The sequence below is a fragment of the Aeromonas sp. Y289-2 genome (genome assembly GCF_027705925.1).
Taxonomy (GTDB): domain Bacteria; phylum Pseudomonadota; class Gammaproteobacteria; order Enterobacterales; family Aeromonadaceae; genus Aeromonas; species Aeromonas veronii.
Window position 1 is genome coordinate 1 of sequence record NZ_JAPDCH010000030.1, and the last position, 13,172, is coordinate 13,172.

The 13,172-nt window shown below is 49.0% G+C and carries 8 protein-coding genes and 1 pseudogene; 2 read left to right on the top strand and 7 right to left on the bottom strand.

The window, feature by feature from the left end; translation table 11 throughout:
* Positions 1–298: 298 nt before the first annotated feature.
* The 6 genes from OKC43_RS21200 to OKC43_RS21225 are packed head-to-tail and all read right to left on the bottom strand — an operon-like array spanning position 299 to position 8,135.
* Positions 299–2,461 (bottom strand): AAA family ATPase, encoded by a 2,163-nt coding sequence (locus OKC43_RS21200; RefSeq protein ID WP_069785361.1) that lies wholly within the window; start codon positions 2,459–2,461, stop codon positions 299–301.
* Positions 2,458–2,898, bottom strand: a complete 441-nt coding sequence (locus OKC43_RS21205) for a VPA1267 family protein (protein ID WP_017780892.1) — start codon at positions 2,896–2,898, stop codon at positions 2,458–2,460. Before OKC43_RS21205 ends, OKC43_RS21200 begins: the two co-directional genes overlap by 4 nt.
* Entirely contained in the window at positions 2,895–3,374 is a 480-nt protein-coding gene (locus tag OKC43_RS21210; protein ID WP_021140823.1) for a hypothetical protein, read from the bottom strand. The genes OKC43_RS21205 and OKC43_RS21210 overlap by 4 nt, the downstream gene beginning before the upstream one ends.
* Complete coding sequence (locus OKC43_RS21215) at positions 3,362–5,239, bottom strand: integrase (protein WP_034524358.1); 1,878 nt, start codon at positions 5,237–5,239, stop codon at positions 3,362–3,364. The genes OKC43_RS21210 and OKC43_RS21215 overlap by 13 nt, the downstream gene beginning before the upstream one ends.
* A 9-nt stretch (positions 5,240–5,248) precedes the next feature.
* The gene (locus OKC43_RS21220; protein ID WP_270804104.1) at positions 5,249–6,817 is read right to left on the bottom strand and encodes a site-specific integrase; all 1,569 of its coding nucleotides are present in this window, start codon (positions 6,815–6,817) and stop codon (positions 5,249–5,251) included.
* Positions 6,810–8,135 (bottom strand): site-specific integrase, encoded by a 1,326-nt coding sequence (locus OKC43_RS21225; protein ID WP_201937467.1) that lies wholly within the window; start codon positions 8,133–8,135, stop codon positions 6,810–6,812. The genes OKC43_RS21220 and OKC43_RS21225 overlap by 8 nt, the downstream gene beginning before the upstream one ends.
* A 664-nt stretch (positions 8,136–8,799) precedes the next feature.
* On the opposite strand from OKC43_RS21225, the pseudogene OKC43_RS21230 reads away from it, so the two are divergent.
* Positions 8,800–9,303 (top strand): annotated as a pseudogene (locus OKC43_RS21230) (CpaF/VirB11 family protein); the annotation flags it as partial.
* Between the two features lie 133 nt (positions 9,304–9,436).
* On the opposite strand, the gene OKC43_RS21235 reads toward OKC43_RS21230, so the two are convergent.
* Entirely contained in the window at positions 9,437–12,322 is a 2,886-nt protein-coding gene (locus OKC43_RS21235; protein ID WP_011116984.1) for a Tn3 family transposase, read from the bottom strand.
* 125 nt (positions 12,323–12,447) lie between these two features.
* Here OKC43_RS21235 and OKC43_RS21240 point away from each other — a divergent pair, with 125 nt between their 5' ends.
* Positions 12,448–13,062 carry a recombinase family protein gene (locus tag OKC43_RS21240; RefSeq protein ID WP_000904895.1) on the top strand — a complete coding sequence of 205 codons (615 nt, stop codon included), beginning with the start codon at positions 12,448–12,450 and terminating at the stop codon, positions 13,060–13,062.
* Positions 13,063–13,172: the final 110 nt, after the last annotated feature.

Genomic DNA, 13,172 nt, shown 5'->3' on the forward strand with positions numbered 1-13,172 from the left:
TTTCATGTAGAACCTCCTGCGTTCAAGATACGAGAAAATTCTACTTATGAGCACCTCAGTTTTTCGGGGGGATTACCTCACGTTGGAGTTCGTTCTTGGTACAAAAGAGACTCTGGTGGTACTATGTCAAGGCCTTGTAAGGTATTGATTTTTAAGGTTCTAGCCCTTCCGATCGCTCAGCTACGGGCACATCTTGCTACGCAAGAGCACGGAATAAGCCGTGGACAACGCTGCGCGTTGACGCACCGCTTATCTCCGCTTGTACCCGTAGTCGCTCCCCAAGGGAATCAATCTCCTCTCATTTCTTCAACAGATCACGCAGATAGCTGTTCCGGTTATGGGCATTGCTGGGCGCTTTGGTGATGGCTGCAAACTCAGCTGTGCTGCCCACGATATGGACCTCATGCTCGGCCCTGGTTATTGCGGTATAGAGCCAGGCCCTGTCAACGATCCTCCCCTTTTGCAGCGCGATGATGATGCGTGGGAACTGCGAACCCTGAGCTTTATGGAGTGTGATGCAGTAGCCCAGCCTCATACAGTCCAGCAGGGATTGGGTGACATACACGCTCTCGCCTGTGTCCAGTTCAACCACTCCGTAGTCATCTCCAGCCCCGACAGCGCGAGTTAGCGTTCCGAGCGAGCCATTTTGAATGCCTTTCTCGTAATTGTTCTGAGTGAAGAGGATCACATCTCCTTGGCGCAAATCGTTGCGGCGGTAGGTTTCGCCATACATCTCAAATATCATCCGAGCACCATCAGGGTTGACGGCCTCCTGAATAAGATTATTGATCTCCGCCACCATAGCGGTGGTCGCACCTACCACTCGGCTGTTCTCGGGGGATTGCTGATATAACTCGGCACAGACTTGGGCGATCCTCTCTTTGGATGTTTCGTGGAAATAGACGTTACCCATGCTCAAGTGCTCCGGTATGAGACCTTGATTGACCTGCATAGAGTATTCAGGAATGCCTGTGGCTCCCTTCTGGCGTTTAACGATGTCCAGGGTCACGTTCGCAATGGCCTGTGATGCAACGATATCGGCTAGCACCTTGCCACATCCTATCGGAGGTAGCTGGTTTGGGTCACCCGTGAATATGATCCGCACGGCGGGGTGCAGATGGTTGGTGAGCCGATACATGGTGGGCAGGTCGATCATGGATGCTTCATCGATCACTAACAGATGATTGGGAGACCCATCAGATGGCTCTATGGGCTCGTGCCGCAATAAGGCGGCAATAGTCATAGTCTTAAAGCCTATCGACTCATGTAGGCGCATTGCAGCGCGTCCAGACAGGGCGACAGCATGCACCTCAAAGCCCATTTTGCCATAGGCCCGCAGTGCAGTTCTGAGCACTGTGGTTTTGCCAGTTCCTGCGCCCCCCGTGATGCAACTCACCGCATTGTCTAGCGCGGTGAGCACCGCTTCATTTTGCATCGCGGTCAATTCATAGGGCAGCTCATTAACCGCAGCGAGAAACGCAGCATTGGTGGACTCGTCGTAACGATTTTGCTGTTTAGCAAGTTTCAACAGCCGCTTGGCAACAACAGTCTCCATCAGCAATTGTGCGGTAGGGTGATAGGTGCCTGCTTCATGGTTCAGCACATACTGGGCTTGGTGGTAACCGGCCTTGAATGCTTGTGCTGCCAACTCGCCGTCACCAAGCAATTTGGTCAGCAGGGGGCGAAGCCTGGCCTGCGTGGTGTAGGTGTGGCCTTTTTCCACTTCCGCGTGGATGGCGAACTCTAGGGCGGCACTCAGTCTCTTCGGATCTTTTAGTTCTACCTCAAACTTCGTTTGAGAAAGGGTATCCACTTCTTCAAACTCCATTCCGAAGCCGACCAACAAGTAGGGATTATCTTTGATTGCTTCAACGGATCCTTCGCCATGGAACTTCAATAGGCGCTGCTGAATGGACGAGGGGATCCGACACTCTGCCATCCAATTGCAGTGGCTCAGATTTTTGTATTTTGCATAGCCGTTGAACAGGGCATTAATAGATACATCACTCAGAATACCCTTGAGGCGCTCTCTGGACTCTGGTGTGTCGGTGCGCAGGGTGGTGTGAAATTGCTCACCGAGTAGTTGCCATAACGCCCTGGCTTTACCGAGGCCAATTCCCTTGAAATCAGGCTCCTTGGCAATGAACTGGATCAGCTGCTCACCTGTCTCTGGCAGGGTGCATATTACGTGCTCAGGTGATTCATAGGTGTGTTGCCGCATAACAACGTCACCAACCTCAACCCTCTCAATGAGGGGCTTTCCATGGACTGTCCATTGCTGGCCCTGTGACGGTTGTGCCGGAAGGGTGTCAGGCCGCGCCTTAATGGTCACATAGTATTTGCCGTCCCTAATCTGGCTGGTGTCGCCATGGAGTGGGATACCAGAGAAGATCACGTAGCCGGATGAGCTATATGGGATACTGGTGACACGAATTTGCTCGGAATGCAGGGATTGGATCATCGTGGCAAGATCCCCATTTCAGCCAATGTCTCAGATAGCTCACCAAAGCGCTCAAGTTTGGTTTTTAGTTCTTTGAGTTGCGCTTTCAGCTCAATGTTTTCCTGCTCCAATGTCGATACACGTTTCGCATCGAGTTGGCGTCGATGAGCCGTAGGGTCATAAGTCTTAGGGTTATCGGAACTGGCTTTGGCCTGAGCGGTTAACGGTGGCAGCACCCCTTGTGTTCTTAAACCGTCCTCTAATTGTTGTAATTGTCTGCGCAGCTCAGGATTCTGGGCCAAGGCAGAGCGGCCACAGCCAATGGCCTTGGCGATTTCACCTCGGCTGAGATTGCCTCTGTGAATTATCTGCCGGTAGCTCTCGTCAGTTTGTGTTGCCGTCCATAGCTCAAACGTCCTGACGAACTCCTTGGCTTTCTCCGCACAGCTCCCCATCATTGACCTCCTGTTCGGCGTTTAACTTCTATAAGCGGCTTTCCAAGCATATCCTGTAATTTTTTTAGATCGGCACTATCTGTTGGGAAGTTATCAATTGATGTCATTCTGACACCATGCATGTAAGCATTATATTGCCATACTATGAAACGCTGTTTGTATGCATCATTCAAACTATTTAATCTGGCCAATTCATTCTCTAAAAGAGCAACCTTTTTTATAAGATACTCAAGCGTTACATCACGCTCTTTGGTAGGCTCAGGTTGAGAAAAAAGTTCTTTTAAAAATGTCTTTCTTCGCGAGTATGCATCTTGAATATCTTTGTAAGAGGATAATGATTGACGTTGGACGCCACCTTTAACATCAATCATTATGGCAACTTTTTTACAGAGCAAGTCCCAAGTTAACTTTCCTTCCCAAGTATTAATTAGACCTAGTATATTAGGCAGATTTTTTTCTGTGATAACTATTTTAGGCATAACAAATCACCCATAATATTAAAAGCTTTAGAATCGATAGAGTCAGGCGATTGAACTTCAATATTAAGTCCCTTCTCTAAAAGAACAACCTTGGCTGGCGATGGATCATATACATCAGGAATACGAATGGGGGTGCCATCAAGAACATTTTCATCCTCTAATAGCCGGATCTTTGTTCTAATATGAGCAAGTCGCCAACCGTGTGAGCTAACCCAGCGGTCAGCACCAAAGGCCCCCATTTTATGGCTTTGCTGTGCTTTTTCGAGTTGAGCTGCCACTTGAACTTCTCGTACTTTCAACAGCTCCAATGAGCTACGGAAGCCTTTGATACAGACCAATTCTTTGCAGGTTTCACAGTCACCGTTTCGCTGACATGGAATCATGGCAAAATCATGCTCACACACGCCTAGCTCTGTTACTATCGCTGCACCAGTAAGGTTCTTTCCGATTTCCTCGAAACTAATTGGAAGGTTACATTTTATTTTGTCCAACGTGTTTGCATTTTCAGGGATAGTAATAACTGCAATTGCATTGGACTTTTCTTCTTCTGTGCGATGATCATAGCTGGCATTATCAGCAACTCTTGCTCTCCCTGCCCAGTTTGCAAGCGTCAATTCATCCATCCCACCCCGTTCAGCTTTGGTACTTAGCCAATGCCTAGCTTGATGGGATGTTATATCGGGTTGTGAGCCATCCTCTCGTAATATGTTATGTTTCTTCCAAAGGAGGCCTCCTTTTCTGGCCTCAGACCTAGAAATCCTTGCATTAATTATGTTCACCGTAGGTAAAACAAACGAGTGTTGAATAACATCATGTTCCGCATGTAACTCACGGTCTCTATATAGTAACAAAGCCTCTGAGGCCTTAACTTTTTTTGCGTTATCAACAAAAGGCCAGTTAACCAATTTACTGATATACGCCATACTCCCATTGTTATCTGGATGCGTTTCTGCATACATCGCTGCCTCCCGTGCAGGCATGCTAATTTTTTTCAATCGTTCGATAGCTTCCAAAGCTACATCTTGCATGACAGTAGGAACCCATTTAATCCCTTCGTTGCCATTTTTGGCAGGCACCCAACGTATTCCAAGTTTAAGTTCTCCACTGCGATTCTCCTCCCATACAGTACAATCTATAGGCAATGAGAATAACTCAGAGCATCGGGATGGCGCTTGCATGAGCAATGCTATTACAGAAGTAAAATATTCTGCTTCAATACCTAATGAAGGCGCGTCATGAAATAACTTAGCAAATAACATCATATCCTCTTCTGAGGGCAATTTATTTTTACGATGTTCTTTTCCATTCTCATCAAGTTGAATAATTAAATCTTTTACTTTTTGATATGGATTTGACCACCCAGGAAGACTCGGTGTTATAAAATTGTCACGGCAGAAATTAAGAAGAAGCTCCATTTGATAGCCCGCTTTATTTCGACCTGCCAGATTTGATATGCGTCTATTAAAGATATCGCCTAGCCTTTCTAAAACTAGGCCATCGAGCATCAGAATATCTGCTTTATGTTTTGATTGAATCAATGCTTCTTCAAGTATTCGAATAGCTTCGAAATGTCTGTGAAGATTTGTTATGGGTTTTAATGCGTAAATGTAGCGAATGTATGCTTTTGCAAAATCAATAAATGGTGCACCTAGGGGAGAGAAACTATAGGAAGTTGATGGCTCTAAATTTGTGGAGAAACGGGCAACAACACGGCGAGTATTGTGAAAAGTGTGCCATAAATTATGATCCCAGCAATCTTCACCGAAAACAGTTAATTTGTTTTTGCTACTTTGAATGAACTTTTCTAGGTTCGCTTCTGAATTCAGTTCTATCGCAGGCTTAAAATGAAAAATGTTACTGTCCACTGATTATCCTCATGCTCGTTGTTGTTTCAGTTCAAAGCATTTCTGCACAACCCATTCAACTGCTAAAATTAGCCTATCTTTTGTTGCCGCGTACTCTTCACTTTTTGTCGTTTTCAACCTTACCTCTTTCTCCGCATATAGATGGGATAAGAATTTCTCGTGAGGAGCATCTAATAATGGTCTGAATTTTTCACAAGTGTAACAACTTTCATACCCCTTAATGCAAAAGTCATTGGTGCCGCATGCTCCTACGATATCGTTATCCTTGTTTGGTATGCGAGCAGCAAGGTCATGTCCTCGCTCACCCTGCTCTAAGTCAACGATAATGCGACCTAGGAATGCATTAGCAAAGGGAGCCAGTTGTTTACCAATAGCCTTGTCAATATAGGTCACGGTATCTGCGGTATTTTCTGTATAGACCTTAACATTTTGTGTATCGTTGTGATCCAATGCCTCCACTATGATCAACGGCCCCAAACCTTTTCGACCAAGGTTTGTTCCTCTTGTATGACGAAACCGCCGAGCCGTTATATGAATATAGTCTCCTGTTCTTTCAGAAATAGCTTTTTGTTTTCTTTGGAAATTTTTTAGCAGGTGATTTCTTAGATCTATTGATGACATATTGAAAATGTCAGTTTCTAATAACTCATCAGTCAATGATGTTCTTTGCGCCGCTAACTCAAAAACCATTTCCCAATCAATAAATAATGGGATTTTTGTTGCTTGAGAAGCAGTCAATTTTATTGAGAATTTTGATTCAAACTTCTTTGTTTCATCTCTAATTAAATTACGCAACGTTAGATAGAGCTCTTCCGTAATTGGAAATTTTTTAAAAGAGAAACGGAACCCACCACCGCGCTGCTTTGCTCTCGGTATATTGAGGTAAAAATTTGTCACATTCTTACTGTGATCATGTTCTTTAAATAAATCGGCAGCCTTTATTTGTCGTAACTGTGTGGGGCGTCTAGCTGTAGCTTGCAATAAGCTCACATATGCATAGCATTGAAATGAGATATAGTTATCCCTGAATAAGCGAATAAGTTCATGATTTAATGCAAGTACCTCATTGTTAGTAAAGGCACCTGTTTCAGGGCAACGATTAGCAACAGATACTCCTTTCTTGTTTCCTGATAGAGTTAGTATTTCTAGTGTTTTCACCATCTCTGTTGTTACACCATAATAGCCATATTCATTCCAGCTAACAAGAAAGCCACGGAGTGAACCTAAGTACCATTCATGACTTTTATCAAGCATTGCTCGCCAATTGAGTAATACATCCTCATCTAGTTTTTTGAATCTAGTGTCTCGCAATAGTCGTTGGAAGCGTAGATACATATTGGATGTATGGTGTGCTGATTGTTCTTCAGCATAGGTTGCTAGTGTTTTTTTAAATCCATCTAGCAGTTTTGGTTCCATAGATAAAACATCCGGCATGAATGCAATGCTGACATCTTTATTCAACATCCAGCGCTCTGAGTGAAAATCAAAGCTGTAACCATCTTTTGATACTAATTTTTTTGAGCTAAACCTTGATGGGAAATCGTCATTTTCTTCCTCAATGTAATCATATTTATTCATTTGTACCCTCTATTCTTTGAGATTCAATAAGTTGTCTCTGTAGTTCTTCTTGCTCTTCGAGTACGAGCTTGTTTGTTTTTTTGCGAATATGACGTTCAACATATGGTTTGGCAGAACTTTCTGATGTGTGCCCCATTTGATGCATTCGGCTTTTTGCTTCTTCACTAGGTGAAATAAACGTACGGTTGTTGTTCGGGTCTTTAGATAGAACATTGTTCTTGTCAATTATTTCTGAGAACCACTGGTTCCAGTTATGCCTAAAATAATGTGGGTGTATTGATTTGAACCGCTCATCTACAGATTTCATTGTTGGCACGATGATACTATCAAATGTACTGGTCGAGATTGGCAGTCCTTGCGTTTTTCCCTTCCTATGTGTAACAAACAAATATGGATGCTTGTTCGCGTTAGGAGTCTTTGCTCGTATATTTATGATGTAGTCATCAATGAGGGCCGCAGTTTCATCTCTAATTCGCAACATTCTTTCTTTCGTTTTTGCTACAGGCTGATTTTTGCGAGGATCATATATGTCATCATGGTGACGTTTTACCCATATGAATTTATTTGGCCCGTGAAGCATTAAAAAATTCGATTCAATAGATAGTGAGAGTAACTCACCTCTCCGTATGCCTAGTTCTTTTAAAAGTAAAAACATAAGATGATTTCGTTTTTTTGTCGAAGCATGTTTGAATGGATTCTTTGGATGGTCGAATTGTGCCACAGCCATAAATTCCTCAATTAATCCATCAGGCAAATCTTTACCATCCAGTTTGTCTACAACATTCTTACCTTTGCCTTTAGGGCGAACATCCAGTATGCGCTTATTCATACTGTTAATTTCTGTGAGTAGTTTAGTGCTATTACAGTTCTGTACAGCTACTCTAGCAATGAAATCTAAATAACTTGCAATAGCTGTCACACGATTGTAAATGTTATTACGTCCCACTGTGGGGGTGACACTGATTAGTCTTGGGGTGTTAAATAAATCAATGACCTTATCTCTGGTTTTTTTGCTTTTAGCTAAGCCTTTGAAATGAGAAATATCATGACTGAGATGTTCTCTGATGTTGTCAATGTCAGTGTCGCTAAGAAACTTACCTTTCTGAAACTCAGAGAACAGGTCTCTGTGTTTATTTTCTTCCCATTGAAGAAACCACTTTAATGCACCTAGGCGATTTGAAATGGTATTCACCGACAAGCTGCTACGAAGTTTTGTTGTCACCCAGAGGGTTGCAAGAAAATGAGGCATACCATCATTGCCCATTAAGACTGGATAACGTTCACCATTTGCAAAAATCAATCTATCTAGCTTGTACACTGTGCATCCTAATCTTACATTTTCCTCATACATAAAGTTATAGTGCTGAAAATCGCGATGGCAAGTGAAATGCAAAAATAAAAAAACCCAGCATTTCTGCTGGGTTGCTTTGCACTCAAGATGGTGAAAGTGATTTATTCTTACACTTTCATCTTTTACAAGATCTAGAACGGAAGGGCAGGAACATTACAGTGTAAATACTACTGTGTGTGTGAGTTGGTTGGGTGCATGGCAAGTAACGACAGCTTCTATCCACCTTGTTATCTCACCCACATGCCCATAAATCGCATTAAACCTATCATTAACGCTGTTCGTGTCAACATCTGATACTTATACGATAAAAAAGTTTACACAACTCTTCGAACGTCTTCCTCTGATTACTGAGGTCATACTACACCAGTTCTGAAGTCTCGGGGCTGTGATGATGAAAATCTAAGGTGGCTTTTAGCTTCATTGTTAGCTCATTCCCTGAATCGCCACCAGTGATTTAGACACTTCCCAGCCGTTCTTACTAGGGAAGGTGCGAATAAGTCATATGGCACGAGAGCATTTACTGGTAACCCATTGATATTAAATGACTAAAATTTTCATTTTTTGTTCTTGGGATACTTGTTCGCACTTTCCTTAGCAGTCTGAATGTCGCATTTGGACGGAAAATCCCTAGAACCCCATCATCGCGGGCAAGACCGGCTCGGGCAAAACCACGTTTGCCCGGTCGTTGATTGAAAAAGTGCCGCCCGAGGAACGCATCATCACGATTGAAGATGTGCACGAGCTTTTCTTGCCGAACCATCCGAACCGGGTTCACATGCTCTATGGCTACGGTGCGGGCCGGGTGTCGGCCGACGAGTGCTTGGCCGCGTGTATGCGCCAGTCACCCGACCGCATCTTTCTGGCCGAGCTGCGCGGCAATGAGGCTTGGGAATACCTCAATTCACTGAACACCGGGCATCCCGGCTCGATCACGACGACGCACGCGAACAATGCTTTGCAGACATTCGAGCGGTGCGCCACACTCATCAAGAAATCCGATGTGGGCCGTCAGCTCGAAATGGAAATGATAAAGCTGGTGCTCTACACGACAATTGACGTTGTGCTGTTCTTCAAAGATCGGAAGCTGGTCGAAGTGTTCTATGACCCGATCTTTTCCAAGTCCAAGATGGCTTAGCCGCCCTCCCCTCCCCTCGGCTGTATCGGGGAACCGGCAAGAAAGCCCGTAGCACGCGCTACGGGCTTTTTCTTGTCCCTGCTTACCTTCCGGCCTCCATGGGGTCGTTTGCGGGAGGGGGCGGAATCCTACGCTAAGGCTTTGGCCAGCGATATTCTCCGGTGAGATTGATGTGTTCCCATCCGAGCGGCGAAACATGGGCCAAGAGATCGGGCGATAGCAGCTTTCCATCGCGTTTCTGGTTTGCAACGACCTCGCCGAGCTTCATGGTGTTCCAGAAGATGATGATGGCGGCGAGCAGATTCATGCCGGCGATGCGGTAATGCTGGCCTTCGGCGGAACGGTCGCGGATTTCACCGCGGCGGTGGAAGCTGATTGCCCGCTTCAGCGCATGATGAGCTTCGCCTTTGTTGAGCCCGATCTGGGCACGCCGTTGGAGTTCGGCATCCAGAATCCAGTCGATCATGAACAGGGTGCGCTCGACGCGACCGACTTCCCGCAGGGCTGTCGCGAGCTCGTTCTGCCGCGGATAGGAGGCGAGTTTCCGCAGAATCTGGCTTGGCGCGACGGTCCCGGCAGCAATGGTGGCGGCGATGCGCAGGATGTCGGGCCAATTGCGCTCGATCATGGCTTGGTTGACCTTTCCGCCGATCAACGCTCGCAGGTGCGCCGGGGCGGCCGACGGATTGAACGCGTAGAGCCGTTTGGATGGCAGGTCGCGGATGCGCGGAGCGAACCGGTAGCCGAGAATGGCACATGCGGCAAAGACGTGATCGGTGAAGCCGCCCGTGTCGGTGAACTGCTCGCGGATATGGCGTCCAGCATCGTTCATCAGCAGGCCATCGAGGATGTAAGGCGCTTCGCTTGCCGTTGCAGGAATCACCTGGGTTGCGAACGGCGCATATTGGTCGGAGACGTGGCTATAGGCTTTCAGGCCCGGGGTATTGCCATATTTCGCGTTGACCAGGTTCATGGCCTCACCTTGCTCTGTAGCGACGAAGAACTGTCCGTCGCTCGAAGCCGACGTGCCCATGCCCCAGAACCGGGCCATGGGTAACGCTGCCTGTGCCTCGACCACCATGGCCAGCGCCCGGTCATAGGCTTCGCCCTCGACATGCCACCGTCCAATGCGGATCAATTCCCAGAAGGTGTGGGTGTTTGTCGCATCCGCCATTTTGCGCAAGCCGAGGTTGATCCCTTCCGCCAAGATAACGTTCATTAGCCCGATCCGGTCAGCGCAGGGTGCTCCTGTGCGCAGATGGGTGAACGCTTCGGTGAAGCCGGTCGCCGCATCCACCTCCAGCAGGAGATCGGTGATGCGCGTGGGCGGGATCTGCTTGTAGAGATCGAGCACCAGATCTTCGGCGCCTGTCGGCGCGGCGGCTTCGAGTTTCTCGATATGCAGAACGCCGTTTTCAATCGACCCGCCCGGGATCGTGCCTGCGCGAGCGGCACGGCCAAGCTCGCGCAACCGCATGTCGAGGCGAGCTTGCCGGTCTGCCAGCCATTCCTCCGGCCGCAATGGCACAGCGAGACGACCGCCTTCCGCGATGGCTTGTGCCGGAACGAGTGCGTGTTTCAGATCGCCATAGCGCCGGGACCTAGTAAGCCAGACATCTCCGGAGCGGAACGCATCGCGCAGATGGAACAGCACCGCGATCTCCCATAGGCGAGCGTCGCCAGCCCTCTGGGCCCGAAGGTGGCGATGCCATTTCGAGCTGGGCCGCAAGAAGCTGGTCATCGCGGCATCGTTCAAACCGGTACGAAGGGCCGTCACCGCTTCCAGAAGCGGCAGTGCAACGGGCGCAGCTCGCAGATCGAGCAGGCGCAACATGCGTGGAGCGTATCGGCGGAAGCGGTGATAACCGTCGAGCACATGATTGAGCGGATCGTCGGCCATGGTGGCGGTCAGCCTGGTTGCCATTGCAACAAGGGTTTTTAAGCCGTCCCACCCTGACCCACTCGCGATGACATCGCCCAGCGGCTGGCCATCATCCTGTGCATCGACCAGGGCGCCCCCGATCTCGGCGAAGGATTTCAGGGTGTCACGCACCACCCCCGCTTCGTCTGCGACCTTTGCATGGCAAATACGCTCCGAAGCACGGTAGAGACGGCCGACGATCCGGTCGTGGGTTTCGACCACTGCGTCGGCCAACATCGCCTGCCATTCCGAGACGCAAACAGCCAAGATCGCAAGCCGCCTGTCCTCCGGGAGATCGCGCATGCCGTCGGCATAATACCGTTCACCCTGCCTGCGCAGACGAGTCACCCGATGGGCAGGAACGCCGGCAAGCAGATCCTCGGGGAGATCGACGCGTTGCAGATATTCGAGCCGGTCGAGCAGCCGGTTGGCCGACGAAGAGTTCGAGCCAGGCTCGAACTGGCGCAGCCACACAAAACGGGTCACCCGATCATCAGCCGTCTCCTCGAGCAATGCCAGCAACTGTTCTCGGATCGACATAGGCAGCCGACTGGCGATCCTCGTCTCGATGCGTCGCTCGGCATCGACGAGAGCCGCGGCACAAAGCCGCTCGATCGTGGATGTCGCGGGAAGGACAGTGCGGGTGCGTCGGCACTCGGCTACGAAGCGACGGGCGATATCCTCGTTCGACACCGCCATCTCGGCTTCTCGGAACAACCATTCCTTCAGCTCGCTCGCACCACGTCCGGAGAAGGTGCGGAAGCCGTAGAGCCCCCGTAACTCGGCAAGATGCTCGTGCCGTGTTTCCTCGCGGGCAGCATAGTCTACGAGATCGTCGGCACCCAGGCCAAGCTGCGCTCCGATAAATTCGATGACCTCTGCAGGGATCAGTTCGCCTGGAGCCAGCACCCGGCCGGGATAGCGCAGGACACACAATTGCAGGGCGAAGCCGAACCTGTTGTGAGCGCGCCGACGCAGCCTGATATGCCCAAAGTCTTCATCACTCAGCGTATAGTGCTTGAGCAAATCCGTCTGTGAAGTCGGCAAGCGCAACAGCGCGTCTTTCTGCCGATCGGTTAGAGTGACGCGACGCGGCATACATGTTCCTTTTTCAAAATCTGATAGCGTTCAAGACGCTTTGTTTATGAAGCTGGTTGAGATACATTTCCAGAGGTCAATGCAATCGTGGCCGAAGCGCCGCCTCAAACCAACGTTTGTGATACATGCTGATCGGATATGCCCGCGTCTCCAAAGCCGATGGCTCGCAGTCTCTCGACCTGCAGCACGACGCCTTGCGCGCCGCAGGTGTCGAACGGGACAATATCTATGATGATCTTGCTTCCGGCGGTCGTGATGATCGCCTTGGCTTGACTGCCTGCCTCAAGTCATTGCGTGACGGCGATGTGCTGGTGGTCTGGAAGCTCGATCGCCTCGGACGATCGCTTGCCCATCTCGTCAACACGGTGAAGGAGCTGTCAGACCGCAAGATCGGCCTGCGGGTTCTGACTGGAAAGGGCGCTCAGATCGACACCACGACTGCGTCCGGTCGCATGGTGTTCGGAATCTTCGCCACCTTGGCCGAGTTCGAGCGGGATCTGATCCGAGAGCGCACCATGGCGGGTCTCGCCTCCGCGAGAGCGCGCGGTCGCAAGGGCGGACGAAAATTCGCGCTCACCAAAGCTCAGGTGCGTCTCGCGCAAGCCGCCATGGCCCAGCGCGATACTTCAGTTTCCGATCTCTGCAAGGAACTCGGCATCGAGCGCGTCACTCTCTACCGATATGTCGGTCCCAAAGGCGAGCTCAGAGACCATGGAAAGCATGTTCTCGGACTTACGTAGCAACTCGTTTCTTTTCGCAGGTTGAGCCACCTCCGCGCTTCATCAGAAAACTGAAGGAACCTCCATTGAATCGAACTAATATTTTTTTTGGTGAATCGCATTCTGACTGG